Origin of the sequence: Corallococcus sp. AB032C (assembly GCF_003668935.1) — a bacterium.
In the GTDB taxonomy this organism is placed as follows: Bacteria; Myxococcota; Myxococcia; order Myxococcales; family Myxococcaceae; genus Corallococcus; species Corallococcus exiguus.
Window position 1 is genome coordinate 144,779 of the sequence record NZ_RAWP01000007.1, and the last position, 26,141, is coordinate 170,919.

The 26,141-nt window shown below is 69.5% G+C and carries 19 protein-coding genes; 8 read left to right on the forward strand and 11 right to left on the reverse strand.

Translation table 11 applies throughout. The features are described from left to right. Position 1: 1 nt before the first annotated feature. Complete coding sequence (locus D7X99_RS04795; protein WP_121753172.1) at positions 2–376, reverse strand: GFA family protein; 375 nt, start codon at positions 374–376, stop codon at positions 2–4. Positions 377–557: 181 nt separating this feature from the next. Here D7X99_RS04795 and D7X99_RS04800 point away from each other — a divergent pair, with 181 nt between their 5' ends. Genes D7X99_RS04800 through D7X99_RS04810 form a run of 3 tightly spaced genes read left to right on the forward strand, consistent with a single transcriptional unit; the run spans position 558 to position 2,682 of the window. Next, positions 558–845, forward strand: a complete 288-nt coding sequence (locus tag D7X99_RS04800) for a hypothetical protein (RefSeq protein ID WP_121753179.1) — start codon at positions 558–560, stop codon at positions 843–845. Continuing rightward, positions 842–1,129, forward strand: coding sequence for a hypothetical protein (locus D7X99_RS04805; RefSeq protein WP_121753173.1), 288 nt, complete (start codon positions 842–844; stop codon positions 1,127–1,129). The genes D7X99_RS04800 and D7X99_RS04805 overlap by 4 nt, the downstream gene beginning before the upstream one ends. Then, on the forward strand, positions 1,126–2,682 hold the full coding sequence (locus tag D7X99_RS04810; RefSeq protein WP_121776683.1) for a PepSY domain-containing protein: 1,557 nt from the start codon (positions 1,126–1,128) through the stop codon (positions 2,680–2,682). The genes D7X99_RS04805 and D7X99_RS04810 overlap by 4 nt, the downstream gene beginning before the upstream one ends. Before the next feature lie 810 nt (positions 2,683–3,492). Here D7X99_RS04810 and D7X99_RS04815 read toward each other — a convergent pair. Both D7X99_RS04815 and ileS read right to left on the reverse strand, forming a co-directional pair. Then, positions 3,493–5,721, reverse strand: coding sequence for a TonB-dependent siderophore receptor (locus D7X99_RS04815; RefSeq protein ID WP_121776684.1), 2,229 nt, complete (start codon positions 5,719–5,721; stop codon positions 3,493–3,495). 184 nt (positions 5,722–5,905) lie between these two features. Further along, on the reverse strand, positions 5,906–9,649 hold the full coding sequence (gene ileS, locus D7X99_RS04820; protein WP_121776685.1) for an isoleucine--tRNA ligase: 3,744 nt from the start codon (positions 9,647–9,649) through the stop codon (positions 5,906–5,908). Positions 9,650–9,815: 166 nt separating this feature from the next. Between ileS and D7X99_RS04825 the strand changes: the two genes are divergently transcribed. Next, positions 9,816–10,988: a glycosyl hydrolase gene (locus D7X99_RS04825; protein ID WP_121753177.1), complete on the forward strand. Its 1,173-nt coding sequence runs from the start codon at positions 9,816–9,818 to the stop codon at positions 10,986–10,988. Between the two features lie 10 nt (positions 10,989–10,998). Here the strand turns inward: D7X99_RS04825 and D7X99_RS04830 are convergent, their stop codons facing one another. The 5 genes from D7X99_RS04830 to D7X99_RS04850 all read right to left on the reverse strand — a co-directional run bounded on the left by D7X99_RS04830 (position 10,999) and on the right by D7X99_RS04850 (position 16,588). Beyond that, positions 10,999–12,588, reverse strand: coding sequence for an SDR family NAD(P)-dependent oxidoreductase (locus D7X99_RS04830; protein ID WP_121776686.1), 1,590 nt, complete (start codon positions 12,586–12,588; stop codon positions 10,999–11,001). An 82-nt stretch (positions 12,589–12,670) separates the two neighbouring features. Beyond that, positions 12,671–13,837 carry a hypothetical protein gene (locus tag D7X99_RS04835; RefSeq protein ID WP_121776687.1) on the reverse strand — a complete coding sequence of 389 codons (1,167 nt, stop codon included), beginning with the start codon at positions 13,835–13,837 and terminating at the stop codon, positions 12,671–12,673. A gap of 82 nt (positions 13,838–13,919) precedes the next feature. Next, positions 13,920–15,254 (reverse strand): hypothetical protein, encoded by a 1,335-nt coding sequence (locus D7X99_RS04840; protein WP_121776688.1) that lies wholly within the window; start codon positions 15,252–15,254, stop codon positions 13,920–13,922. A 42-nt stretch (positions 15,255–15,296) separates the two neighbouring features. Next, positions 15,297–15,722: a YciI family protein gene (locus D7X99_RS04845; RefSeq protein ID WP_121776689.1), complete on the reverse strand. Its 426-nt coding sequence runs from the start codon at positions 15,720–15,722 to the stop codon at positions 15,297–15,299. 107 nt (positions 15,723–15,829) lie between these two features. Beyond that, on the reverse strand, positions 15,830–16,588 hold the full coding sequence (locus D7X99_RS04850) for an SDR family oxidoreductase (protein ID WP_121776690.1): 759 nt from the start codon (positions 16,586–16,588) through the stop codon (positions 15,830–15,832). Positions 16,589–16,686: 98 nt separating this feature from the next. Here D7X99_RS04850 and D7X99_RS04855 point away from each other — a divergent pair, with 98 nt between their 5' ends. Then, positions 16,687–17,700 carry an AraC family transcriptional regulator gene (locus D7X99_RS04855; RefSeq protein ID WP_121776691.1) on the forward strand — a complete coding sequence of 338 codons (1,014 nt, stop codon included), beginning with the start codon at positions 16,687–16,689 and terminating at the stop codon, positions 17,698–17,700. 12 nt (positions 17,701–17,712) lie between these two features. Continuing rightward, positions 17,713–18,300, forward strand: a complete 588-nt coding sequence (locus D7X99_RS04860) for a regulatory protein RecX (protein ID WP_121776692.1) — start codon at positions 17,713–17,715, stop codon at positions 18,298–18,300. Between the two features lie 12 nt (positions 18,301–18,312). Here D7X99_RS04860 and D7X99_RS04865 read toward each other — a convergent pair whose 3' ends face one another. Further along, complete coding sequence (locus D7X99_RS04865) at positions 18,313–19,044, reverse strand: hypothetical protein (RefSeq protein ID WP_147476028.1); 732 nt, start codon at positions 19,042–19,044, stop codon at positions 18,313–18,315. A 391-nt stretch (positions 19,045–19,435) separates the two neighbouring features. Then, positions 19,436–21,886: an acylase gene (locus tag D7X99_RS04870; protein WP_121776694.1), complete on the reverse strand. Its 2,451-nt coding sequence runs from the start codon at positions 21,884–21,886 to the stop codon at positions 19,436–19,438. 182 nt (positions 21,887–22,068) lie between these two features. On the opposite strand from D7X99_RS04870, the gene D7X99_RS04875 reads away from it, so the two are divergent. Together D7X99_RS04875 and D7X99_RS04880 are read left to right on the forward strand one after the other, a co-directional pair. Beyond that, complete coding sequence (locus D7X99_RS04875) at positions 22,069–23,034, forward strand: DUF4440 domain-containing protein (protein WP_121776695.1); 966 nt, start codon at positions 22,069–22,071, stop codon at positions 23,032–23,034. Positions 23,035–23,170: 136 nt separating this feature from the next. Beyond that, the gene (locus D7X99_RS04880; protein ID WP_121776696.1) at positions 23,171–24,622 is read left to right on the forward strand and encodes a glycoside hydrolase family 6 protein; all 1,452 of its coding nucleotides are present in this window, start codon (positions 23,171–23,173) and stop codon (positions 24,620–24,622) included. Between the two features lie 218 nt (positions 24,623–24,840). Here D7X99_RS04880 and D7X99_RS04885 read toward each other — a convergent pair whose 3' ends face one another. After that, the gene (locus D7X99_RS04885; protein ID WP_121776697.1) at positions 24,841–25,833 is read right to left on the reverse strand and encodes a hypothetical protein; all 993 of its coding nucleotides are present in this window, start codon (positions 25,831–25,833) and stop codon (positions 24,841–24,843) included. Between the last annotated feature and the right edge of the window lie 308 nt (positions 25,834–26,141).

Sequence of the window (26,141 nt, forward strand, 5' to 3'; positions counted from 1 at the left end):
GCTACCAGAGGTTGCGGCCGTCCACGAACCTCACGCGCACCGCGTCCAGATTGAAGTCGTCGAACAGGCGCGCGTTGAGGCCCACCTTGAACCTGCCGGGCACGGGCGCGTTGTCTTCCCAGACGGGCGTGTCCGTCCACGTGCCGCAGCCGCACTGCTGGCAGTGGTGGTGCGCCACGGGCTCGTTGCGCGCGTAGGTGGCCACGTTCTCGCGGCGCGTGAACGTCACCTGCTCGGGCTCGTAGTAGGCCCAGAGCACGCCGCGCTTGGAGCAGAACGTGCAGTTGCAGCGGGTGACGTCCTTGGGGTGCACGGTCACCTTGAACCGCGTCGCACCGCAGTGACAGCTGCCCTTCAAGGTCGCGGCTTCGCTCATCCCGCCATCATCCGGAGTGCCGCATTTCCTGGAAGCGCGGTGCGCGCACGGTGTTCGTGCGTCGACGCTTGCACCGTGAGCACGGGTGCCTTCCGCCTGCCTTGACAGGCCTGGGGGCACTCGTGAGGATGCAAGTCATTATCAACTTCGAGTCAAGAGACGGGGTCGCGCGGTGGACGCGATGTTGAGCCTCGCCGCGCTGTGTTTCTGCGTGTCGGCGGTGTCGTGGATGGGCGTGGGTGGCCGTGCGCGGTGGCTCGCGGCCGTGCCGGGGCTCGCGTCGCTGGGGTGCTGCGTGGGTGATTTCGGGTGGGTGGCGGGGCTGCTGGTGCTGCTGGTGCTCGCGATGACGGCGGCCTCGGTGCTGGTGCTGGTGCTCTCGCCCCGGCCTTCGCGGGCGCGCACGTTCGCGTGGGCGAGTGGCGTGGCGGGACTGGTGCCGGTGGCGCTGATGGGCGTGGGGCGATGAGCGCGGGTCGCGGTAACAATGCGGCGAACCACTCCGTCGCGCGGACGCTGGCGACGGTGATGGGGGCTCCGCTCGCGGCGTTCGCGGTGGGCGCGGCGGTGATGGCGTTCCTGCCGGTGTCGGGGCCGTGGGCCTTCGCGCTGGGCTTCCACGTGGTGCTGCCCGTGTGGGTGGGATTCGCGTGCGCGCTGCCGCTGGCGCGGAATGGCCGGGTGGCGTGGGGCGTGTGCCTGGCGGTGGTGGTGCCGGTGGCCGTCGCGCTGGCCGTGCGGGGGCCGCGATGAAGCTGTCGCCCCGGACGTTCCGCATCCAGTTCGACCTGCACGCGTGGGCGGGCGTCGTCGCCAGCCTGTTCCTGTTCGTCATCTTCTTCTGTGGCGTCTTCGCGATGTTCCGTGAGGAGCTGGAGGTGTGGCAGGAGCCCGCGCTCCACGTCGCGCCGCCCTCGGAGTCACCGCCGTCGTTCGACCTGATGCTCGACCGGGTGCGCGAGCAGGGGCCGCTGCCGCGCGGCGCTCACGTGGGGATGCTCACGCACGAGGAGACGCGGTTCATCACCGCGTACCTCTTCGAGCCCACGGGGATGCGCGTGCTGTGGCTGGACCCCGTCACCGGCACCTCGCTGCCGGAGCGCAGCCGGCTGGCGAGCGAACTGTACTGGATGCACTTCTTCTACCGGGTGCCCTGGGGGATGGAGTTCACGGGGCTGGTGTCGGTGGCGCTGCTGGTGGCGCTGGTCAGCGGCCTGTGGATCCACCTGAAGGACCTGCGCGCGCAGTGGTGGCGCTTCCGGCCCACGGCGAAGCCGCGCTTCTCCGCGTCGGACGCGCACAAGGTGCTGGGCATCTTCGGGCTGCCGTTCACCGCGATGCTGGCGTGGACGGGGGCGGTGTTGTGCATGGCGGGGCTGGCGGCGCAGGGCTTCGGGAGCGTGGTGTACCGGGGGCAGGCGGACCGGGTGACGAAGCTGCGCGGCTACAGCGTGCCCGTGCGGGAGGCGGCGGGGAAGGACGCGCCCATGTTGTCGCTGGACACGGTGGTGGACCGGGCGCGCGCGTCGGTGCCTGGCGCGGAGGGCACGCCCCGCTACGTGGAGCTTCACGACTACGGCGACGCGCGCGGCTGGGCGGGCGTGTACTTCCAGTTGTCCCCGCTGGGGCCGGACCACTTCGCGCACGTGGACAGCGTGAGTGGAGAGACGTTCGGGTCGAGCGTGGAGTCCCGCACGCCGAATTTCTCCTTTGAGCGGCTGCTCTTCGACCTGCACGCGGGCCGGTTCGCGGAGGCGCTGATGAAGCCGCTCTATGCGCTGCTCGCGCTGGCGATGTGCGCGGTGCTCGTCACGGGAAACCTCATCTGGCTGGAGCGCCGGGACCCGCTGCGCACGCATAGGGGCAACCGCGTGCTGGAGCGGCTGACGGTGGGCGTCTCCGCGGGGCTCGCATTCGGCACGGCGGTGTACTGCGCCGCGAACCGCGTGCTGCCGTGGGCGCTGGTGCGGCGGGGCGACTGGGAGTTCGGCCTGTTCCTGGGCGCGTGGGCGCTCGCGGTGGTCATCGCGCTCGTGCCGCGAGGGTCGTCGCGCCGGGTGGGCAGCGTGCTGAGCGCCGCGGCCGCGGTGCTGTTCGGCGCGGTGGTGGTGGGCGACGTGGTGACGCAGGACGCGAACCTGTTCACTGCGCTGTCGCGTGGTCTGCCACCGGTGTTCATTGCGGAAGCGTTCCTGGCCGCGATGGCGCTGGGGTGCGGCGGGCTCGCGTGGGGTGTGCGCAGGCGCAAGACGGCGGAGCCCGTGTCCGGTGGCGCCGCGCCCGAAGGGCCCCTCGTCAAAGCGTAATCACAGAGGCTGACATGCGCGCGGGACGCGCCGGGCCCCGGACTCCCATGCAGTCCGTCCCCTGCCCGACGCGGTCCGCCAAACCTGTCGGACAGTCGGACAGGTTTCCGCGCATCGGCCGGGACGGAGGCCCTCCCTGGACGTGGGCTTCCAAAGCCTGTCGGACAGTCGGACAGGTTTCCGCTGCATCGGAGGGGGCAGGGGCCCGCCCTGGGCATGAGGTTCCAGAACTTGTCCGACAGTCGGACAGGTTTCCGCTGCTCGGCGGGGGGCAGGGGCTCACCCTGGACATGCGGTTCCAAGACTTGTCCGACAGTCGGACAGGTTCTCGCTGCCCGGGTGGAGCGGAGCCGCCGGGCCTCGGACTTCAAAACTTGTCCGACAGTCGGACAGGTTCTCGCTGCCCGGGTGGAGCGGAGCCGCCGGGCCTCGGACTTCAAAACTTGTCCGACAGTCGGACAGGTTTCCGCTGCCCGGGCGGAGCGGAGCCCCCGCGCCATGGGCTTCAAGACTTGTCCGACTGTCGGACAGGTTTTTTCGGTGCGCCGCCGGCGGGGCGCCCCGTCGGGGTTCTTACCTTCTCACCCAGGGGGACAACCTTCGTTGCGCGGGCCTGGCGCTCGGGAGCCGTCCCGTCAACGCGCGACCGTGGCGCTTCCGGAATCTCGAGGCGCGGCCCCCGGGAACGACTGCGGCCCTCGCTGGCGGAGACGTGCCAGGCGAAGGCCCCAGGGGTTCCGCAGTGTGTGATGGCTTCAGGCCCTTCCGGCGGTGAGGCTTCCGGAAGGACCCTTCAGGCCTGCGTGATGGCTACCAGGTGTAGCCGACCGTGGCGGACGCGCGGCGGCGCTCGCCGTAGAAGCAGGCCGTCGCGGAGCTGCACGAGGACACGTAGGTCTTGTCGCCCAGGTTGGAGGCGTTGACGGCCGCTCGCCACGGGCCGCGCTCGAAGTGCACGCTCGCGTCCACCAGCGTGAAGCCCGGCACGTCCAGCGTGTTCTCGCGGTCCGCGAAGGAGCTGCCCACGCCGCGCACTCCCGCCGCCGCGCCGAAGCCGCGCAGCGCTCCGTCCTGGAACGTGTAGTCCAGCCACAGCGACGCCAGCACCTCCGGCACACCCACCGGGCGCTTGCCCAGCTCGAAGTCCGCGCCCTCGGTGATCTCCAGCGAGTACAGCGACGCGGAGCCAATCAGGCTCAGCCCGTGCATCAGCGTGGCGTTGGCCTCCACCTCGAAGCCGCGCGAACGGACCTCGCCAATCTGCAGCTGGTTGAAGGAGCCGTCCGTCGTCACGAAGTTCTGACGCTTCAGCTCGAACACCGACAGACCCACCAGCACCGGGAACGCATCCGGCTGGTACTTCACGCCCGCTTCAAGCTGCTGGCCCTTCTCCGGCTCGAAGATCGAGCCGTCCGACTTCGTCCCGGCCACCGGGTTGAACGACTTGGAGAAGCTGACGTACGGCGCGACGCCGAAGTCGAAGCGGTAGAGCAGACCCGCGCGGCCGCTGAAGGCGCTCTCGCTGCCGTCGTAGTTGGCCGTGGGCGCGAGCTCGTTGTCCACGTCCATGCCTACCCAGTCATGACGCCCGCTCAGCACCAGGCTCAGCCGGTCGCCGATGCGCAGCTGGTCCTGGAGGTAGACGCCCAACTGGTTCTGCGTGGACTGGTTCAGCGTGTAGCGCGACTCCGTGGGCGTGTAGTCGCCACGCACGGGGTTGAGCAGGTCCAGCGGCGCGCCGGCCTCGTAGCCCTGCTCGTCGTTCAGCACGTAGTTCTTGAAGTCCACGCCCGCGAGCACCAGGTGGCGCACGGGGCCGGTGCTGAACCGCACGTCGCCCTGCGTGTCCACCGAGAAGAGGTTCGCGGTCGGCCGGGTGACGAAGTTGCCGCGGGACAGCTGCGCGTCCGCCGGCTCACCCACGTAGCCCACGCCGTAGAGCGTCTGGAAGTCCAGGTCCAGGTGCGCGTAGCGCAGGTTCTGCCGCAGCGTGAAGGTGTCGTTGAAGCGGTGGGAGAACTCGTAGCCCGCCCAGGACTGGTTGCGCTGGAAGTGGTCCAGGCTCTTGTCGCTGGTGAAGAGGTCGGTGGGGATGCGGCCATAGGGCGCGTCCACCACGGTGCCCACGTACGGCAGGAAGTTCTGACCCTGCGTGCGGTCCGCCAGGAAGCTGCCGTGCAGCGTCAGCGCCGTATTGTCCGACGGTGCCCAGGTGAGGGCCGGCGCGATGAAGAGCCGGTTGTTGTCCGTCTCCTCCACCTGCGTGCCGCCGCCGCGCGCCAGCGCCGTCACCCGGTAGCGCCAGTGATTGCCCGAGTCGATGGCGCCGCCGAAGTCCACGGCCGCGTAGCCGTTGGCGAACTCGTTGACGCTCAGCTCCACGTGCCGGATGTGCCCTTCCACCGGCGGACGCTTGCCCACCATGTTGAGCAGACCGCCCGGAGACGTGCCGCCGTACAGCACGGACGAGGGGCCGCGCACGGTCTCCACGCGCTCCAGGCCGAAGGTCTCCAGGCGCCAGGTGGCGAAGCTGCTGGAGTACAGCTGGAGCCCGTCCAGGAAGTAGCCGCCCTCCTGGGACGTGAAGCCGCGAATCAGGAACCAGTCGTTGCGAGGGTCCGCGCCGAACGTGTCCGAGCGCACGCCCGGCGTGTAGCGCGTGGCCTCCGTCACGGACTGCACCTGCTGCGCGTCCATCTGCGCCCGGCCCACCACCGACACCGACTGAGGCGTGTCGCCAATCGCGGTGTCCGTCTTCGTGCCGCTGCCGCTGCGGCGCGCGGTGTAGCCCTGCACCGGGCCGTTGGCGCGCTCGCTCTCCACCACCACCGTGGGCAGGTCGTAGACGCCGTCGTCCGCGGGCGCGGCGCCGGGTTCCGGGTTCGAGGCCTGCGCGGGCGCCGGGGTCTCCGGAGCCGGGGCCTCCTGGGGCGCGGCGGGCTCCTGCGCCAGGGCAGGGGAGGCGAGGAGGGAGATGGAGGCGCCAAGCAGCGCCCCCGGGACGAGGCTGCGCGGACGGCTGCGGAACAAAGTGGGCATGTTGAGAATGATTTGCGAAATCAGGGGGACGCCCTGTCGCGTAACACGCGCCCCCTGAGGCGGCAAGCCGGGAGTCGCCCACGCCCTCCCGGTCCTCGCCGCGTCACACCGGATGTCTGTATTTACGGCCCCGGGTATGGGATTACCCGGAGCTGTCTTTCCCTGCTATCCGGAGGTCCGGGTTTCAGGCGCGCTCGACGCGAAGCTTCGCGGGCAGGCCGTTGAGGCTGGCCTCCTCCTCCGTGCCGGTGAGCCCCTCGGGGCCCACGTGGATTTCGGAGGCGAGCGTCTCGCGGGCAATCTCGTCGCGGGCCGCGTCGACGACGCGCTTCACGCGGTCATCGCCGTCCACCCACAGGCGGATGCGGTCGGTGTAGCCCAGGTTCATGTCCTTGCGGGAACCCTGCACGCGCGCCAGCAGCTCGCGCACCAGGCCTTCGTCCACCAGGGCTTCCGTGAGCTGCGTGTGCATCACCACCACGCCCACGCCTCCGCCCGCGGCGGCGTAGCCCGGCTGTGCCTCCACCAGCGTCTCCAGCTCCTCGGCGGGGAAGACCATGTCCTCGCCGCCCACGTTCAGGGCGACCTTGCCCGTCTGGAGCAGCTCCTGGTGCAGCGCGCGGCCATCCCCCGAGTCGAACGCCTTGCGCACCGGCGCGAGCTTGGGGCCCAGCCGGCTGCCCATGGCGCGCAGGTTGGGACGCACGCGGTAGCGCACCACGTCCGCCTCCGGGCTGCCCGGCTCCACCCACTTCACGGTGTGCACGTTCAGCTCGTCGCTGATGAGCGCCTGGTACACCGCCACGCGCTCCGTCAGCTCGCGGCGCGACAGGATGACGTCCGCGCGCGACAGCGGCTGGCGCACCTTGAGCCGGTTGTCCGTGCGGACCTTGAGACCCAGCGACACCAGCTCGCGCACCGCGCCCATCTCCGCGGCCAGCCCCTCGTCGATGAGGCTTGCGTCCACGTCCGGGAAGCTCGCCAGGTGCACGCTCTCCGGCTGCGCCGCGCCCCACGGCTTGCCCACCAGGTTGCCCCACATGTCATCCGCGAAGAACGGGATGAAGGGCGCGGACATGGCGGTGATGGTCGTCAGCGCTTCGTAGAGCGTGAAGTACGCGTCCTGCTTGTCCTGCTCGAAGCCCGGCGCCCAGAAGCGCTCGCGGCTGCGGCGCAGGTACCAGTTGGACAGCGCGTCCACCAGCGCCACCATCCGCTGGGCCGCGTCGTAGACCTGGTACGTGTCCAGCGCCTTGGCCACGTCGCGCAGGGTGAGCTGCACCTCGGAGAGGATCCACCGGTCCAGCACCGGCCGGGCCTTCACCTCGCGCCAGCCCTGGCTCTTGCGGATGGCCAGCCACGGGGCCTCCGTGCTGGACTCGGTGCCCTTCGCCGGGTTGAACCCGTCGATGTTCGCGTAGATGGTGAAGAACGAGTAGACGTTGCGCAGCTTGACCTGGAAGTCCTTCTGCAACAGCCGCACGTTCGCCAGCGAGTGGCGCGTGTTGGACCAGGTGGGGCTGGCCGCGTAGAAGAACCACCGGAACGCGTCCGCGCCCGGCGCCTTGGTGGCGGGGTCCTTGAGCACCACGCGCTCGGTGGCCGCCAGCCGGGGCACCTCCACCGGCATCACGTCCACGCCGCGCGCGGAGGGCTTCACGCCCAGCTGCTCAAGCTCCTGCGGCGCCAGCAGCACCACGCGGCGCTTGAGCTTCTTGTGCACCTTCACGGTGACGCTGACGGGCGCGTCCGGCCGGTCCGGGCGGAAGAGCAGCACCTTCGCGCCCTCCTGCGTGTCCAGGCCCTCCAGGTCCTCGCGCGCGATGAGCGCCACGCCGGGCTCCGCCGGGACGCCGGCCTCCGTGGCGGTGAGCACCGCGAAGTCCATGCGCACCTCGTCCAGGATGATCTCCGGCGGGGTGTAGTTGCCCTTGGACTTGGACTCCTTCTTGCCCTCCTTGTCGGAGACATGGCCGAGCACGATGCAGCTCTTGTACGGCATGGGCCACTCACGCTTGGGCGTCAGGCCCATGCGCTTCTGCGTCTCCTCGTCGAAGAGGAGCGTGCTCACCATCAGCAGCGAGTAGAACCAGCCGCGCGTCTGGTCGATGGCCTCCGAGATGAAGTCCGCCGGGAACGCGCGGTTGAAGGTCTCCTTGCTGCCTTCCGCGTGCGGGAAGCCCCACTGCGCGAAGGGCATGCAGCCGGAGTCGAACCACACGTCCACCACTTCCGGGACGCGCTGGAACTTCCCACCGGAGCCGGCCTTCTCGTACGTGACCTTGTCGATCCACGGCTTGTGGACCAGCAGGTGCTCCGCGTTGGACTCGTGCGGCTTGCCGGCGAGGAACGCCTTCAGCTCCGCCTCCACGGCGGCCACGTTGTTGCCCGGCTTCTGGCGCAGCTCCGCGATGGAGGCCACGGCCTCCGTCTCACCCGTCTCCGAGTGGATCCACAGCGGCAGCGGCGTGCCCCAGTAGCGCTCGCGCGACAGGGCCCAGTCCACGTTGTTGTCCAGGAAGTCGCCGAAGCGGCCGTCCTTGATGTTCTCCGGGACCCAGTTGACCTGCTGGTTGTTGGCCTTGGCCTGCTCGATGACGGAGGTGGTGCGGATGTACCAGGCGGGGCGGGCGTACTGGATGAGCGGGTCTTCGTCCGCGCGCCAGCAGAAGGGGTACTCGTGGCGGTACTGCTCCGTGTGGATGAGCAGCCCGCGCTCCTTCAGGTTGCGCTGCAGGTCCTTGTCCGCGTCCTTCACGAAGCGGCCGGCGACGAGCGGCACCTCTTCCGAGAACGTGCCGTCCGGCTTCACCGCGCAGCGCATGCCCAGCGCGTCCGGGTCCTGGAAGCGCGTGGCGTCCTTGCGGTAGGCCTTGTAGTCGTCCTCGCCGAAGGCGGGCGCCGTGTGGACGATGCCCGTGCCGCTGTCCAGCGTGACGAAGTCCGCCGGAATCACGCGCCAGCCCACCGTGTCCTGTCCGCCGTCCTTCAGGGGCAGCGTGGCGTCCGCCTCCTTCGCGAAGTACGTGTCGAAGGGCGGCGTGTAGCGCTTGCCCACCAGGTCGCTGCCCTTCTGCGTGGACAGCACGGGCAGGTCCTTCTTCAGCTTCTTGGCCAGCTCCTCGCGCAGCGCCGCGGCGAGGATGAGCTTGCGGTCGCCCGCGTCCACCGTGACGTAGTCCACGGACGGGTTCACCGCCGCGTACATGTTGGACGGCAGCGTCCAGGGCGTCGTCGTCCAGATGAGCAGCGACGTGTCCGGAGCATCGCGCAGGGGGAAGGCCACGTAGACGCTGGGGTCGTCCACCGTCTTGTAGCCCAGGCCTACTTCGGCGGCGGACAGCGCGGTGCCGCCGCGCGGCCACCACCACACCACCTTGTGGCCCTGGTACAGCAGGCCCTTCTTGTAGAGCTCGGAGAGCGCCCACCACACGCTCTGCACGAAGCCACGGTGATAGGTGACGTAGGCCTCGTTGAGGTCCACCCAGAAGCCGATGCGCTGGGTCAGCCGCTCCCACTCCCCCGTGTAGCGGAACACGGACTCGATGCAGCGCTCCGTGAAGGGCTCCACGCCGTACTTCTCAATCTCCGCCTTGCCGTGGATGCGGAGCTCCTTCTCCACCTCCACCTCCACCGGCAGGCCGTGCGTGTCCCAGCCCGCCTTGCGCGGCACGTAGTGGCCTCGCATGGTCTGGTAGCGCGGGAACAGGTCCTTGATGACGCGCGTGAGGACGTGGCCGTTGTGGGGCAGGCCGTTCGCGGTGGGCGGGCCTTCGTAGAAGACGAAGGAGGGCTTGCCTTCGTTCGCCTTGAGCGATTTCTCGAAGATGCCGCGCTCCTTCCAGAAGGCCAGGATGCGGCGCTCCTCGGCCGGGAAGTCCATCTCCACGGGGACCGCGTTGAACAGGGGCGAAGGCGTTTCAGGCATGGTGGCCTGCTTGATAGCACCGGAGCGGCCCTTTGGCAGTGAATCCAGGCCCTTGCAAACCCGCCCGCACGCCGGTGGACAGATGCGCCTAAGCTGAAATTCATGCAATTCGCGCAGGAGAGGTGACACCCTGGCTGCTCCCCGGGCAGCCACTGGAGGTCCTCGCGTGACGCACGTCCCCCCGAAGCCATCCCTCTCCTTCCTTCTGGCCGCGCTGGTGCTGTGCCTGGGCGCGGGCCGCGCGAGCGCCCAGGTGTCCCGGACGTTGAGCACGCCCGGCCCCACGGCGCAGGCGCAGAAGGTCTACAACCTGCTGACGGACCTGGAGAACAACAGCCGCGACGGCGGGACGAAGCAGACCATCATGGGCCAGCACTGCGAGGCCCAGAAGGAAGCCTACGCGGGCGAGTACTGGGTGAAGGTGGGGGACATCTCCGGCCGCCGTCCAGGCTTCGTGGAGTTCGACTTCGGGCCGGGCAATTACCGCAACACGTACGCGGAAGCCTACGTGGACTATGCGGTGGGCTTCGCGCGAGACCGCTTCAGCTACGGCGAGGGCATCGTGGGGTTCAGCTTCCACATGTCCTATCCGGGCGCATCCGTGAAGAGCTGGCCGAACAACTTCCGGCAGTCATGGATGGACTACAACTGGTTCGGCCGGGTCATCAACTGGCAGGCCAACACGGCGGAGTACCAGGCGCTGCTGCGGGACTTGTCCTTCGCGGCGGACAAGCTCGAGTACCTCCAGCAGCAGGGCGTGCCGGTGCTGTACCGCCCCTTCCACGAGATGAACAAGAAGGGGAGCGCGTCGCCGTTCTGGTGGGCGAACCAGGACCCCGCTCAGTACAAGCAGCTCTGGAACATCACGCACGACTACCTGGTGAAGACGCGCGGTTTGAAGAACCTCCTCTTCGTCTGGTCGCCGTACGAGTGGGACGGCACCTACGGCGGGGACCCGTGGAACTACTACCCGGGCAACGACCGCGTGGACGTGGTGGGCGTGGACATCTACCACGGCAATCCCTACTTCCCGGCCCAGTTCTACACGGGGCTCGCGGGCTACAACAAACCGCGCATGCTGGCGGAGACGGACAAGCTCCCGGTGCGCTGGGGTGACAGCCGTTACGGCACGGTGTCTGAGTTGGACGCGCGCCCGTGGGCCATCTACTCCATCTGGGGCGACTCGCTTGTCTACAACCTGGGCACGACGAGCCCCAACGACTGGAACGTGTCCAGCGGCTACAAGGCCATCAAGGACACGTATGGCTATCAAGGCACGTACTGGCGCGTGCTGACCGGCGGGAGCAACGCGACCTACAACTGGGGCGCGTTGCGCTGAGGGCCGGGGCTCACCAGTTCGTGGGGCGGTAGTCCTTGAAGAAGTTGCCCCAGACGTACTCGCCGGTGTTCACGGCGGTGATGACGGGGTCCACGATGCGCGCGGCCCCGTCCAGGATGTCCAGTGGGGGCTGGAAGTCCAGCTCCTGCACCTTGCGCTCGGCATGATGAGCGGGGTCCTCGTCGGTGACCCAGCCGGTGTCCGCCGCGTTCATGAAGATGTTGTCGCGCGCGTAGTCCGGCGCGGACGTCAGCGTCATCATGTTCAGCGCGGCCTTGGCCATGTTGGTGTGCGGGTGCTTGTCCGTCTTCGTCCCTCGGGAGAAGCTGCCCTCCATCGCGGACACGTTGACGATGTGGCCCGGCCGCGAGCGGTCCTTCAGCATCAGCGGCCTCAACTTCCCGCACAGGATGAAGGGCGCCACCGCGTTCACCAGGTGTACCTCCAGCATCTCCGCGGTGCGCACCTCCCCCAGCCGCAGGCGCCAGGAGTTCGTGGCCCTCAGGTCCACCTGCTGGAGGTCCGCGTCCAGCCGGCCTTCCGGGAAGAGGGCGCGCGTGTCGCCCTCCTGCTCCATGGCGTAGGGCATCAGGGACAGCGCCGCGGAGGAGTGGATGCCCAACGCCGGGTCGCCGCTGCGCCAGGTCGCCACGGGCAGTGACGTGTTGCCCATATCGCCCGGGCCCAGCGCGGGACGGAGCGCGGAGATGCAGGCCTCATGGCCCGCGAGCAGCGCGCGCAGCTTGGGCTCCAGGGTGCCGGCGTCGCTCAGCTCGCCCTCCAGTAGGTGCTGGTAGAAGCCCGGTGGCCGGCGCACGGTCTGCGCGGCGTTGTTGATGAGGATGTCCAGCCGCTCGTGCGTCTGTTCGATGTGGCGCGCGAACAGCTCCACGCTGGGCGCGTGTCGCAGGTCCAGGCCGTGCACCTGGAGCCGGTGGGCCCAGTCCGAGAAGTCCGGCTCGCGCGCGTAGCGGTGCACCGCGTCCTGGGGGAAGCGCGTGGTGGCGATGACGGTCGCGCCCGAGCGCAGCAGCATCAGCGACGCCTGGAAGCCAATCTTCACCCGCGCGCCGGTGATGAGCGCCACCTGGCCCTTGAGGTCCGCGCGCTGCGTGCGCCGGGCGTAGTTCAGGTCCCCGCACGGGATGCACATGGCGTCGTAGAAGAAGTGGAGCTTGCGGTACTCCCCCTTGCACACGTAGCACTTGCGCGGCACCTCCAGCAGGCGCTCCGGGGTCGCTTCCGGCGGCGGCGCGGGCAGCGCGGGCAGGCTGAGCACCGGCGCCTTGCGCAGCATGCGGATCTCCGTGCTGGAGCGCACGGCCCGGTCGTTGGCGCGCTGCGCGTCCTTGCGCTCCTTCTTGAGCGCGCTCTGGAGCCGGTTCTTCGAGGCCTTGTCCGGGTAGACGAGCCGGCTCGCGGAGGCCAGCAGGGCGTGGTGGTCCTCATCCGGGAGGCGGTGCAAGAGCACGCGGTGCTTGGCGAGCGTGTTGAGCAGCGCCGTGGCGCGGCGCACGTCCTCGACGGAGACATCGGAGGGCGGGGCCGAGTCAGTTTCAGGGGACGACGGCGGGAGGTTCTCGACGGCCAGGTTCTTCACGCCCTGGTGCTTACCCTCCCGGGCGCGCCAGGGAAAGGTGCGACTTGAGCGGGCCTGGAGGGCGAGCAGCCGGGCCCCGGTTTCAGCCCAGGCCCAGGCGGGGGAGCGTCACCTCGCGCACGCGGGGGATGCGGAAGCGGTAGAGGAACGCGTCCGCGAAGTAGTGCGCCAGCACCACCGCGTTGGTGGCGAGGACCCCCAGCGACCACAGGGGCTGCTGCCGCAGGAAGAAGGCCGTCGCCGCGCCCTGCGTGACGCCGTCCGCCAGGGTGACGAAGGGGCTGTTGACCACGCCCACCAGGATGATGGGGGCCATCACGGCCAGCATCGCCGCCCACACGCGCGGGCCGCGCAGGCGGGTCGTGGTCTCCCCTGGCGTGGGCTGGAGCATGCGGCCGGTGAGGAAGAAGTACTCCAGGCCGTGGATGCCCGCGCTCAGGATGGCGCCCCACAGCGGCCACACGAGGTACACCGCCACCACCGCCACGTGAGCGAGGACGTAGACGCGCCGGGGCCCGCTCTGTCCCGGAGGCCCGCGCAGCGCGAGCAGCAGCTTCGCGGCGAAGACGCCCCAGACCGCGAGCAGCACCCAGGTGAGGCCGTGCGGCAGCGAGCCTGCTTCCGCCTGGCCGATGTTGATCATCGGCCGCGAGCCCAGGGCGCTGGTGACGGGCAGGGCCAGCGAGCGGAGCATCATCAAGGTCAGCGCGACGGGGACGAACTGGCGCTGGAGCGTGCGCTCGGACTCGGACAGGGGCGGGGCGCCCGCGGCGCGGGCCCGGAGGCCGTGCAGCGCCCAGAGCCCCTTCACCTGCGACAGCGTGTGGTGCGCCGCGAGGACGTGGATGCCCGCGCCCAGCAGCAGCGCGAGCAGCGGCGCGTACCTGTCCCCGTACCAGAGCAGCGCGAAGGTGAGCGCGAACACCGCCGAAGCGCCGCCCACGAGCAGCCGGGATTGGTGGGGCGTGGTGTGCAGCAATTCGCGCCGCGTGCCCACCAACAGGAAGGTGAGGATGACGTGCGTGCCGTTGAGGAAGACGTACTGCGACGTCCACCGGCCAATGGACTGGGCGAACCCCTGCGAGCCCTCGCCGGTGAGGCTCGCGAGCCACACGGAGGCGAGCATCAGCAGCGTGGGCAGCACGAGGATGCTCAGGTCCGCCCGGGGCGAGAAGAGCCACAGCCCCTGGAAGCGCACGGACGCCGGGGCTGCGGACGCTTCGAGGGCGGGGGCGGGCAGGGTGGACATGCGCGCCGCAGTATAGACGTGTGTGGGACGGGGAGGGTCCGGTGGGCCTCCTCCTCCCATGCAGGGCGGGCGGGGAGGCTTCCTACGGGAGCGTGAAGAGGCTCCGGTACTGGGCCCACGTGGTCCGGTCTCCCGGCAGCCGGCCCTGCCAGTAGCGCACCATCAGGAAGAGCTCGTACGCGACGAGTAATGCCAGCACCGCGCCCACGGCCTTGCGGAGCGCGGGGCGCTCCAGGCGCGCGAGGAAGCCCGCGAGGCCCAGCGCGAAGAACGCGCTGCCCTCGGTGAAGGCGCGGTGGCCGAAGCTCAGGCCATAGGGCCAGTGCCACCAGGCGGCCGTGAGGTAGACCTGGAAGAGGGAGAAGAGCAGCACCGGCAACAGGTAGTCGCGCAGGTGCTCCCGGTCCCGCGCGAAGCCCACCACCGCGAAGAGCCACACCGGCGTCCAGAAGAAGAGCCCCTTGCGGAGGCTGAAGAGGACGGCGAGGAACTGGGGTTGGGTGAACTCGAAGCCCTGGCCCCGGTAGGAGTACATCACCCAGCGGCCGGTGGCGTAGTGCCAGTATCCGAACAGGATGCTCAGCACCGCGCCCATCGCCAGCAGGGCCAGCGCGACGCCGCCCTTGTGCTTCCAGAGGAACGCCAGCCGCTCCCGCTGCGTCAGGCCGTCATAGACGCCGTACAGCGGCACCAGCACGAGCGCCAGCCCGTTGGGGGGCCGCACCAGCACGATGTAGCCCGCCACCGCGCCCAGCAGCAGCGACGTTCGCACCGTGGGCGCCCGGTACCACGCGGGCACCAGGAGGAGCAGCGCGGAGTAGAGGGCGAAGGAATAGACGTGACTGAAGATGGCGTCCGCGGTGCCGTAGTGGAACAGGTTGGTGCCGAAGGTGACGACGGTCAGGGTCGCCAGCACCACCGCCGCGGGGAAGAGCGCTTCCAGGGCCCTGCGCAGCAACGTCAGCCCGATGAGCAGCGCGCACAGTCCGTTGAGCGCCGCCGCGAAATGATAGGGCAGCGAGAAGCCGTCCTGACGGAACCCCAGCAGCGGCGCGCTGAAGTGCGCGCCCAGGAAGGCGGGCAGCATCAGCAGGGCTTGCCCCGGAGGGAATCGGTTCAGGTAGCGGCCGGTGGTCTCATCCCGCGTGAGGCCCATGTTGTAGTCCAGGTCCGCGCCCCACTCGGCGGCCTCGGTGCGGAAGGACAGGTCGTGCTGGACGAAGGCGGCCGTGAGGTAGAGGTGGTAGCCGTATCCGTCTGACCGGATGAACGGAAGGTCCGGGTGCATCCGGTAGTAGGTGACCAGCGACAACAGCCCGAGGATCCCCACCACCGGAACGAAGAGCCTCAGCGCACGGTGGACCCACGTCCGCGCGGGCGGGGCGGACGTGGCCAGGGACGGGGTGGCGGAGGTCATGGCGCGGACTCTAGTCCCGGAGCCGCCCACGTCACGGATGGGTCAGGACTCCTTGAAGGTCTGGCTCCAGGTGGGGGCCACCTTCTCGATGAGCGTCACCAGCTCCGGCGGGATGTCTCCGGCGCCGGTGAGGGGGCGGACCTCCATCACGTCGTCGTTGCCCATGCCGCCTGGATAGCGGCGGGCCCATTCGATGGCCTCTTCCTTCGACTTCACCTCCAGCACGTAGAAGCCGCCGATGAGCTCCTTCGTCTCCGCGTAGGGGCCATCCTTCACGCTGGACTTGCCGTCCTTGAAGACGACGTGCGCGCCCGGGGAGGGGCTGAGGCCCTCGGAGGCGACCAGCACGCCGGCCTTGTGCATCTCCTCGTTGAACTTCATCTGCGCGATGAAGACGGCCTCGTCGAAGGGCGCGTCCGTGTGCGTGGGCTCGAGGGTGGAGGGGCGGGGGATGAGCATGAAGCGCATGGGGGCTCCTGGGTGTGAGGTGTGGCTCCATCCGCACGACGAACGGCCGTGCGGCGGATCGACACGGATATCTCACGAGCCGGTGCGCTTGACGCACAACCCCGGTCTCAGTTCGACCGGGCCATCTCCACGGCGTCCGCGCCGGCGGGCAGACGGATGGGGGACGACGGGTCGTTCACCGCGCGCCAGATGGCCTCCGCCACGTCGAGCGACCGGGTGACCGGTCCGGAGGCATGCGCCGTTCTTTGCTCGAAGATGCTCCGCACGAAGCCAGCGTACGCCTCGGGGACGGAGACGCCCTGGTCCTGCATCCGGGCCTGGGCGTTCTGGGAGAAGGGCGTCTCCGGAGACCGCCCCGGAATCACCAGGCTCACCCGCACATTGAAGGGCTGGAGCTCCAGCGCGAGCGACTCGGTGAACGCGTTGAGCGCCGCCTTGCTCGCGGTGTACACGGCGAGCAGTGGGAGCGGCTTGAACGTCGTGCCCGACGAGACGTTCACGATGACCCCCGATTTCTGCTGCCTGAATCGGGGCAGGAACGCCTGGGTCAGGGCCATGACACCGAACGTGTTCGTCTCGAAGGTGTTGCGGACCGTCTCCATGGAGGTGCCCTCGAAGACGCTCATCAGGCCGACGCCCGCGTTGTTGACCAGCACGTCGATGGGGCCCGCGGCCTCCACCAGCTCGCGGATGCTTTGGGGGTCGGTGACGTCGAGCGGAAGCACGCGCAGGTGCTCCGAGCGGGGCAGCACGTCCTCGCGCGGCTTGCGCATCGTGGCGATGACCTTCCAGCCGCGCTCGAGGAAGTAGCGGGCGGTGTCGAGTCCAAAGCCAGACGAGCAGCCGGTGATCAATAGGGTCTTCATGGCGGTTCCTGTCAGTGCGGGTCCGGTGACAGGTATAGGGAGCGCAATCCGGACCTGCTACAACAGGGAGTCCAGATTTCATTCGCAGGAGTCCGGTCATGGTCGATCCCCTCGCGGAAGTGGTCTCGCTGCTCCAGCCGGGCGCCCCGTTCTCGAAGCTCGTCAGCGGCGCGGGCCGGTGGCGGGTCCGGCGCGCGGAGAACGGGAGGCCCTTCTATTGCGCGGTCCTCATGGGGCGGAGCCGCCTCGCGGTGGACGGACGCGAGCCGGTCATCCTCGAGAAAGGGGACTTCGTCTTGATCCCCGCGGCGTTCGACTTCACGACGTCGAGCATCGATCCGCCGAAGGGCAAGCACGAGACGCCCCGCATCGTGCTGCCGGATGGTGAAATCAGGAACGGCGTCCACCACGGCCCTCCCGATGTCCGGATGATGGTGGGGTACTGCGCCTTCGCCTCTCCGGACGCCAGCCTGCTCGTTTCGCTCCTGCCCCAGTTCGTGCACGTTCGCGGCGAGCAGCGGCTCACCTCCCTCGTGGAACTGCTGAGGGACGAGTCGCGCGAGCGGCGGCCCGCGCGCGAGGTCATCCTCGCCCGCCTCATGGAGGTGCTGCTCATCGAAGCGCTCCGCTCCACGGCGGGCATCGCGGCGTCGCCGGGCCTCCTGCGCGGGCTCTCCGACGAGCGCCTGTCCGTCGCGATCCGCCGGATGCACGAGCGCCCGACCCAGGCGTGGACCGTGGCGCAGCTGGCGAAGGAGGCCGCGCTGTCCCGTTCCGCGTTCTTCGAGCGCTTCAACCGCGCGATGGGCGTGGCCCCGATGGAGTACCTGCTCGGCTGGCGCATGGCCCTGGCGAAGGACCTGCTGCGGCGCAAGCAGGAGGTCACCGTCGCCGAGGTCGCGGAGCAGGTCGGCTACAGCTCCGCGAGCACCTTCAGCGTGGCCTTCACCCGCCACGTCGGACTGCCACCCACGCATTACGCGCGGGAGCAGCGCCTGGCCCCTGCCCCGAAGCCGGGGACCCGTCACCGCGGGCCACCGGGCAGCCAGGCCCCGGGCGGCCCACCCGGAGGGGCGGCGGACGCACCCCCGCGAGTCGGACCCCGGTGGTAGAGCTGTCCCGCCATGGATGATCCCACCGACAGGGACCCGGACCGCCGCCGGGAACCTCGCAAGCCGAAGCCGCCCCGGAAGGTGTCGCAGCGCTATCTGGAGAACGCGGCGCTGCATTACCTCAAGCGGTACGCGGCCACGGTGAGTCAGCTCAAGCGCGTGTTGATGCGCCGGGTGGACCGCTCCGTGAAGTTCCACGGCACCGACCGCGCGGAGGCCGTGGGCTGGGTGAATGCGCTGGCGGAGAAGCTCATCCGCAACGGCCTCGTCAACGACCGGACCTACGCGGAGACGCGCGTGCACTCGCTGCGCGCGTCCGGCCGCAGCGCGCGCGTCATCACCCAGAAGCTGCGCATGAAGGGCGTGGCGCCGGAGCTGGTGCAGGAGAAGCTGGCGGAGGCCACCCTGGACGTGCCCGAGGACGCCGCCGCCCGCATCTGGGCACGCAAGAAGCGGCTGGGCCCCTTCCGGCGCGACCCGAGCACGCGCGAGGAGAACCGCAAGAAGGACCTGGCGGCGCTCGCCCGCGCGGGCTTCTCCTTCACCATCGCGAAGCGCGTCATCGACGGGACGGCGGAAGACCTGCCGCCCCGCGACTGAAAGCGCTGGGGCTCAGTACATCTTCAGGTCGTACTTCGCGGTGGGCGTGTAGTCGGACCCAGACGGCCGGTTGCGCGTGTCGGTGAGCTTCACCGCGTAGACGCCATTCGCCACGACGTTCGCCGTCGCGCGGTAGACGAAACAGGACGGGGTGATCTGCGAGCAGACGGTGCTCGACGTGCTGCCCACGAGCGTGCCCAGCGTGCGGGTGGCGTAGTTGTACGCGTAGATGTCGATGCGCATCCACGGGCCGTTGCGCAGGTTGTAGGTCTCCACCGTCATCACCTGGTTGATGGGCGTGGCCACCAGCACCCAGTCCACGTCGTTCTGGCGGTGGAAGGAGTGGTTGAGCTGCGGCGTGCCCAGATACGAGGACGCGGTGGTGTGCGTGTTGTCGCTCTCGTACGAATCCGGAGGCGCCAGCAGGCAGTTGGCGGGCGGGCTGAAGCCGCCGTCGTTGACGCAGACGTTGCTCACGCAGTTGCAGCCGGAGGTGCAGTCCGCCCCGGTGGTGCAGGCACGCACGGGTGCCTGGTCGCAATAGCCCGCGGGCGGCGGCGGACCGAAGACGGAGATGCACTGGCCACCTTCGCAGCCACAGCCGGACACGCAGTCGAGGTCCGTGGAACAGACCCGCAGCTCCGACTCCTGCGTCGCCAGCGCCTCCGGCTCCAGCGCCACCTCCTCCACACTCCCGCAACCCACGACGAACAGCGCCAGCGCCGCCGCACTCCAACGAAGCATCTTCACAGAGCCCCCTCGGGTGGGAATCCCGGAAAGGGGCGCGGAAGTGCGCCGCCTGAAGGGAAACCTTGTTTCACCCGCAGTGAATTCTGCCTTCCAGGGATTGGCCTGACAATCCTTACCAGGTGCAACACTTCGGGATTCTTGAGACCTCGGAAAGTGCGTTGAGCAGGCGCGTTTTCGAGCAGCACGGAGCGTCTGACGGTGCATTGAGGACGGCGGATTTGTGATGCCATTGCTACTTTCCGGTGCGAGCATTCTCCACGTGGAGCTGGACATCCAGGCCACGCCCGTGAAGGCCTGACGCCCGCTCGCTCCAAGAAAACACAGCGGCCCGGCGCCCCTCTTCGTGAGGGACACCGGGCCGAGAAGTCCTGCCGTCTGGCTTTGACTACTCCTGGAGGTGCGTGACGGTCAGCGCCGGGTCGCCGGCGATCTCCGCCTCCGTGTAGCGACGGTCCACCCACTGCTTCTGGGAGAACATCGCCGTCTGGTCCGCGTACCAGGGCGAGGCCGGGTTGGTGGACTGGGAGTAGGTGAGCACGGACTTCGCCACGGGGCCCGCGTCCGTGAAGGACACGGCCATGACGAAGCTGGAGCCCAGGACGGGCTCATAGGTGCCGTCCGGCAGGAGCTGGTTGGCGATCTGGTTGAAGCAGCCCTCGTCGTGGGCGCAGCCGTGCACCGGGTAGAAGATGCCGTTCTTGCGCTTGCCCTGCACGGAGCCCGTCGTCGCGTCCAGGGCGATGCCGCGCTCGCGCAGCGTGCGGATGGCGGTGCCCAGCGCCTGGGCCACCTGCGGGTTCAGGGTGTTGAGCGTGCGCGGCGTGTTGACGGGGTCGTTCGCGTTGAAGGGCACCAGGTACGGCCCGCCGGTGGCGCCCACCGCGGTGAAGAGGAACACGCGCCAGAGCAGCTCGCCCCGGCTGTCCAGGTCGCCCTTCAAATCCCACGCGGCCAGCACGGGGCAGGCGGGGCGCAGGTCCTGGAAGGTGAGGTCCGGCATCAGCACGAAGGGCGTGCGGCGGCACAGCGACACCGCGGCGTCGCGCAGCAGCTCGCCGGAGTAGTTGCGGTTGTTGAACATCACCGTCTGGAGCTGCTCCAGCGTGAAGCCCTGGCCCGCCAGTCCGTCCGTGCCCGCGATGCGGCCCTGCACCATCTTCAGGCCCAGGCGGGTGCGCAGGCTGCGCACGTTCTTCTCACCGCCCAGGATGCGCGGGAAGCCGGTGAGCGGCTGGGCGGGGTTGGGCAGCCAATAGCTGTCATTGGAGTTGGTGACGTAGTCGGCGCGGGTGAGGCGCGGCAGGCTGCTCGGGCCGAAGATGCCCGGCTCCACCGCGTCCGCGTCGCTGCCCAGCGCGCAGTCGGAGCGCGAGCCGTCCAGCACCGGCAGCCCCGCGCTCGCGAGCACCAGCAGCGGGATGGGGGACAGCACGCAGCGCAAGAGCTTCGCGTCGGTGACGTGCGGCACCACGCTCATGTCCGCGTAGTACGCGCGGCCCTGCGCGTCCGTGGCGATGGTGTTCACCCACGGGATGCCCTGCCAGGTGGCCTGCGCCGTGTGCAGTTCCTCCACGTTCGCCGCGCGGTCCATGGCGAAGAAGGCGTCCAGCAGGCGCAGGTTGGAGGCGTTGGCGTCATGGAACGCGTAGCCGGTGAGGCCGTTCCACGTCATCAGGCCGGACGGGTACTCCATCATTGGGCCCAGGTGCGAACGGTAGAACGTGTGCTGCCGCGGCGTGAGCGAGCCGTCCGCCGCCTTCGCCTGCACCGTGACGGTGCGGGTGGTCATGTCGCGAATCTGGCCGTCGTACAGGTACTTCGTGGGGAAGCCCGGGATGAGCTTCAGCTCGAAGGGGGTGAAGCGGTACGCGGTGGAGACGGTGTGGCTCCAGGCCAGCGTCTCGTTGTGGCCGATGAGGATGGCGGGCACGCCCAGGAGGCTCACGCCGGAGACGTTGAGCTTGCCCGGCACCGTGAGGTGGGCCTCGTAGAAGCGCTCCGAGCCTTCCCAGGGGAAGTGCGGGTTGGCCAGCAGCATGCCCTTGCCGTTGCGCGTGGCCTGACTGCCCAGGCCGAAGGCGTTGCTGCCCAGGCCCAGCGTCTCCGAGCTGGGGAACACCTTGCGGTCCAGCGTGGCGGGCGCGGGCAGCGGCAGGGGCAGCGTGCCGTCCGGCAGGAGGGACGGGGGCTTCGCGTCCACCAGCGCGTCCAGGAAGAAGAGCGAGCTGGCGAAGAGGCTGAGCTGGTAGTAGCGCCGGTACAGGTCGCGCTCGGTGATGGGGCGCACCCAGGCCGCGCCCTTGCAGCGCGGATCCGTCAGCCCGTCCACGCCGGTCTCCGCCAGGTAGCGGTTGAGGCCCGCCGTGTAGCCGCGCACCAGCTCGCGCGCGTCCTGGGACGGACCCAGGGGCGGCGGCTTCGCCAGCAGCGCCTCCACCGTGCCGTCGTCGTTGATGGCCTGGTAGAAGAAGTCGCTCTTCAGGTTGTTGTACTGGCTGCCCAGCGCGGCCAGGTATGTGCCGTCCGGCCCGAAGTAGCGCGAGCGCTCGGCGTTCACTGTCACCAGCGCGTCCATCAGCGCACAGAAGTTGTCCTGCGCGAACGCGTAGCCGTAGCCGTAGCCCACGCCCGCGAAGTCGTCCGCCAGCACGTGGGGAATGCCGTGCGCCGTCCTGCGCACGGTGGCGGAGAGGCTGCCCGCTCCCAGCTTCATCTCCGCCGTGGAGCCTTCCGGCGCCGGAGGCGTCGCGGTGCGCGGCTCACACCCGGTGGCCAGCAGCAGCGCCGTCAGCGGCAGCAGCCGGGCGCCGCCGGTCCTTCCGTTACGTCCATCCATTCGAGGGATTCCTTTCACGGCGAGGAGAAATTCCCTTCTAATTGTAGAAACGCATCACTCCTGGATCGCGCCGGGCCGCGAGGCGAGCGGAATCCCGTGTTTACGTGTATGGCTCGCGGACGGGAGCCCGGAGTGCCGGTCATGGCGCGCGGGCCCGGTGTTTCACGAAAGGAAACCAGCACATGAAACGGATGTTCGCGGGCGCGCTCGTCGTCGCGGCGTTGGGGACCCTGGGGTGTGGTGGGGCGAAGGCCTCCGGGCCGGGCGCGGAGGTCGGGACGGCGCGGCAGTCGCTGGAGGACCTGCGCGCGGGGTTGCGTGCGGCGGACCAGGCCATGTCGGACTCGGCGGAGAAGGCCGGTTCGGCGCAGGCGTTCGCGGACTTCGTCGCGGACGACGCGGTGCTGCTGGTCGACGGCACGTACGCGCCGAAGGGCAAGGAGGCCATCCGCGCGTGGCTGGCCGCGCATCCGCTGGAGGCGGAGGGCAAGGTGCGCTGGGCGCCCGTGCGCTGGGACGTCAGCGCGGACGGGACGCTGGGGTACTCGGTGGGCAACGTGTCCGTGGAGTCGGGAGGCACGTCGGTGCGGCCGTCCTCGCGCTACATCACCGCGTGGAAGCGCCAGCCGGACGGGCAGTGGCGCGTGGCGGTGGCGGTGCTCAACGCCGCCAAGACGGCGATGACGGCGCCCGCGGGCTTCACGCCTTCGTCCACGCTGCCGGCGCCGGAGCCGCGCGCGCTTGCGCCCGCGCAGGCGCTGGAGGAGGCGAAGGCCGCGGACCGCGCGTTCTCCGCCATGTCCACGTCCGAGGGCATGGGCAAGGCCTTCGCCGCCTACGCCGCGGAGGACGTGGTGATGCCGCTCGGAGCCGCCGGCATCTTCGGCCATGACGCCATCGCGAAGGCGTACGCGCCGTTCACGCTGGAGGCCATCGACCTGCGCTGGGAGCCGGTGCTGGGAGACGCGGCGGGCTCCGGCGACCTCGCGTACACGGTGGGCCGCGCCATCGCCACGGGCAAGGACGAGAAGGGCCAGCCGGAGGTGGACCACGTGAAGTACCTCACCGTCTGGCGCCGGCAGGCCGACGGCCAGTGGCGCTACGTCACCGACGGCGGCAACTCCAGCCCCGGCCCGCAGGGGCCGTGACACATCGCCGTGGTTGGCTCCCTGGCGTGAATGTTTCAGCAATATTCCGCCAAGAGCTGAAATAGCCGTTTAGTCTTGTATTCCAGACTGACGCGCCGCAAGAAGGGAGCTCCCCCGTGGTGAGGAGTTCCCCTTCATGCGTGCCCCTCGTTCCGTGCGTCGGTTGTCGCTGTCGTTCGTTCCGCTGTTCGCGCTCGCGGCCTGTGGTGGCCCCGCGGAGCCCGTCGCTCCTGAGGCTCCGGCACTCACCGCTCAGGAGGCCGCGCTCACCGAACTGCTCACCAACGGCACCTTCAACTCCGGCTCGGTGGCGCCGTGGTGGAACAACGCCAGCACGCAGTCGTATGTGGAGAGCGGCAAGTGGCGTGTGGACGTGGCTGCGAACACGGCGAACCCGTGGGACGCCATCGTGGGACAGAGCGGCCTGACGCTCACCGCCGGGAAGACGTACACGCTGGCGTTCACCGCCACCGCCACGGCCACCATCACCGCGCAAGCGACCGTGCAGCAGGAGGTGGCACCGTACACGGCCACGCTCACGCGGACCTTCACGTTGGACGGCACGTCGCGCCGGTTCTCCTTCCCCTTCACGTCCTCGTTCTCGTCCGGCCAGGGACAGGTGACGTTCCAGCTGGGTGGCCGCGCCAACGCCGTCACTGTGCGGCTGGATGACATCTCGCTCACCACCGAGAGCGGTACCGGCTCCGGCCCGGTAGCGATGACGAGCGGCTTCTACGTGGACCCCAACTCCAACCCCGCGGTGTGGGCGCGCAACAACAGCGGTGATGGCCGCGCGGCGCGCATCAACGCGTCCATCGCGTCGAAGCCGATGGCTCGCTGGTTCGGCAACTGGAACGGCAACATCGCCCAGGATGTGTCCAACTTCGTGGCCGCGGCGGACACGGCGGACAAGCTGCCCGTGCTGGTGGCCTACAACATCCCCGGCCGTGACTGCGGCAGCCACTCCGGCGGTGGTGCGGGCAGCGCGGACGCGTACCGCACCTGGATCTCCGCCTTCGCGACGGCCATCGGCAACCGGCCTGCGGTGGTCATCGTGGAGCCGGACGCCGTCGCGCAGCTCGACTGCCTCCCCAACGACGCGGAGCGCACCACGCGGCTGGGCCTCATCCGCTACGCCTCCGAGCAGTTGCGCGACCGCGCTCCCAACACCTGGACGTACCTGGACGGCGGCAACGCGAGCTGGATCGCCGCCGACACCATGGCGCAGCGCCTGGAGTCCGCGGGCGTGCGCAACGTGCGCGGCTTCTCCCTCAACGTCTCCAACTTCTACCCGACCGCTCAGTCCACCACGTACGGCGACGCGGTGAACGCCGCGCTGAACAGCCGCTACGGCTACACGCGGCAGTACACCATCGACACCAGCCGCAACGGCAACGGCTCCAATGGCGAGTGGTGCAACCCCGGTGGTCGCAAGCTGGGCGTGACGTCGCAGACGGGCGGCGGCGCGGAGCTGCTCCTGTGGGTGAAGACGCCGGGGGACTCGGATGGCCAGTGCGGCATCGCCCCGGGCACGCCCGCTGGACAGTTCAGCCCGGACCTGGCGAACCGCCTCATCGACGGCACCTGAGCTCCTCGCGGTGGCTGTACGAGCTGGGCTCCGCGCAGTGGCCGGAGGCGCGGCTGAAGAGCGTCATCCAGGGGGGCACGCGCAACCCGTGCATCGTCCAGAGCATCGGGCCCGTCACGCTGGTGGTGGGCGAGCCTCTGTAGTCCTCCGAACGTGAAAACGCCTTCCCCGGCGCGAGGCTGGGGAAGGCGTTGGGACGACACGGGGATGCGCGGGTCCTAGCTGGACTCGCCCACGCTCAGGCGCCGGCTGGCTCCGCCGTTGCCCTTGCCCAGGGGCTGGGTGCGCTCCAGGTTGGCTTGGGCCAGGGCCTCGCGCTGCTCGGTCGTCTTCGCGGTGCCGTCCTTCTGCACCGTCATCACGCCGCCGCTGCCGTGCTGCTCCTGCGCCTGGGAGATGCTCTTCTTCAGGTCGCTGGCCTTCACCCAGTAGGCGCCGTTGACGGGGTCGCGCACGCGGTAGAGGTCGTCGTCCGTGCTCTTGCTCTTGCCCGGGTTCACGCCGTCGATGGTGAGCCAGTGCAGCTCGCCGCTGTCCGGGCCCTTCTCGCCCTCCGCCAGCGTCGTGTTGAGCAGGGCGTTGGAGTCCACCAGCGCCAGGGCCATCTGCCCGTTCTTCAGCGCGCCGCTCAGCGCGTCCGTGTTGCACTCGTCGAAGCCGTTGGTGACCTTGATGCCCATGCTGCCCAGCATGGCGCCCATCTCGTCCGCGGTCGCGCCGTCATCCAGGTTCACGTCCACGCGGTCCTTCACGGACGTGGTCATCGTGTCCGCCTTGTTGCGGACCTTCTCGCGGGCCTCCTGCTGCGTCAGCGGGGCGGCCTCTTCGGCGCTGGACTGCTCAAGATAGGTGAGGGTGGCCTCCGCGCAGCCCTTCTTGCTCGTCTGCGCCACGGTCGTCTGCGGCGCGTTCCAGCCCTGCTCCTTCTGGGCCTGCGTCGCTTCGTTGGTGGGGATGGCGCTGGCGGCCGGATCCGTGCCTGGAGGCGGGGGGGCGGCCAGGGACGGCATGCCCATCTTCTGGGCGCGCTCCTCCTCGAAGGAGTCCAGGTAGCGACCTTCCGCGGGGTTGACCGCCTTGGCGTCCGGAGCGTCCGGCAGGGGCTCCTTCACGGACTGGGCGGCCGCCGCCATGTCCGCGCGGGCCTGCTCCGCGGCCTGGCGGATGCGGGCCATGACCGAATCGAGCTTGGAGCCAATTCCGAGAGCCATCGACGTCTCCTGTCGCGTCTGGGTCTTTTTTCTCCCGCATTATCCGCGCAGGACTTTGGAGGTTGCTTCTGGATCACGGCTTTTGACGGAAGCGCGTGATTTCAGACGCAACCAGGCAGGCTGCCGGGCCGAAGAACCATGGAATCCTGGAATGAGGGGTACACTGGACCCATGGCGAACCGGCATGACAGGGACGACGGGCCTTCCGCGCCCGGCTCCGCGCCGCGCGTTTCGACGTCGCGAGAAACTTACGGTACGGGTCGAGGCAGCGCGCCCGCGACGGGGCGGGGTGGGGCGGAGGCGTCGGC

What these genes read in the sequence shown, in the direction of transcription:
- D7X99_RS04795 (WP_121753172.1), bottom strand. Translation starts at nt 376, where the DNA reads ATGAGCGAAGCCGCGACCTTGAAGGGCAGCTGTCACTGCGGTGCGACG.
- D7X99_RS04800 (WP_121753179.1), top strand. Translation starts at nt 558, where the DNA reads ATGTTGAGCCTCGCCGCGCTGTGTTTCTGCGTGTCGGCGGTGTCGTGG.
- D7X99_RS04805 (WP_121753173.1), top strand. Translation starts at nt 842, where the DNA reads ATGAGCGCGGGTCGCGGTAACAATGCGGCGAACCACTCCGTCGCGCGG.
- D7X99_RS04810 (WP_121776683.1), top strand. Translation starts at nt 1,126, where the DNA reads ATGAAGCTGTCGCCCCGGACGTTCCGCATCCAGTTCGACCTGCACGCG.
- D7X99_RS04815 (WP_121776684.1), bottom strand. Translation starts at nt 5,721, where the DNA reads ATGCCCACTTTGTTCCGCAGCCGTCCGCGCAGCCTCGTCCCGGGGGCG.
- ileS (WP_121776685.1), bottom strand. Translation starts at nt 9,649, where the DNA reads ATGCCTGAAACGCCTTCGCCCCTGTTCAACGCGGTCCCCGTGGAGATG.
- D7X99_RS04835 (WP_121776687.1), bottom strand. Translation starts at nt 13,837, where the DNA reads ATGTCCACCCTGCCCGCCCCCGCCCTCGAAGCGTCCGCAGCCCCGGCG.
- D7X99_RS04840 (WP_121776688.1), bottom strand. Translation starts at nt 15,254, where the DNA reads ATGACCTCCGCCACCCCGTCCCTGGCCACGTCCGCCCCGCCCGCGCGG.
- D7X99_RS04845 (WP_121776689.1), bottom strand. Translation starts at nt 15,722, where the DNA reads ATGCGCTTCATGCTCATCCCCCGCCCCTCCACCCTCGAGCCCACGCAC.
- D7X99_RS04850 (WP_121776690.1), bottom strand. Translation starts at nt 16,588, where the DNA reads ATGAAGACCCTATTGATCACCGGCTGCTCGTCTGGCTTTGGACTCGAC.
- D7X99_RS04855 (WP_121776691.1), top strand. Translation starts at nt 16,687, where the DNA reads ATGGTCGATCCCCTCGCGGAAGTGGTCTCGCTGCTCCAGCCGGGCGCC.
- D7X99_RS04860 (WP_121776692.1), top strand. Translation starts at nt 17,713, where the DNA reads ATGGATGATCCCACCGACAGGGACCCGGACCGCCGCCGGGAACCTCGC.
- D7X99_RS04865 (WP_147476028.1), bottom strand. Translation starts at nt 19,044, where the DNA reads ATGCTTCGTTGGAGTGCGGCGGCGCTGGCGCTGTTCGTCGTGGGTTGC.
- D7X99_RS04870 (WP_121776694.1), bottom strand. Translation starts at nt 21,886, where the DNA reads ATGGATGGACGTAACGGAAGGACCGGCGGCGCCCGGCTGCTGCCGCTG.
- D7X99_RS04875 (WP_121776695.1), top strand. Translation starts at nt 22,069, where the DNA reads ATGAAACGGATGTTCGCGGGCGCGCTCGTCGTCGCGGCGTTGGGGACC.
- D7X99_RS04880 (WP_121776696.1), top strand. Translation starts at nt 23,171, where the DNA reads ATGCGTGCCCCTCGTTCCGTGCGTCGGTTGTCGCTGTCGTTCGTTCCG.
- D7X99_RS04885 (WP_121776697.1), bottom strand. Translation starts at nt 25,833, where the DNA reads ATGGCTCTCGGAATTGGCTCCAAGCTCGATTCGGTCATGGCCCGCATC.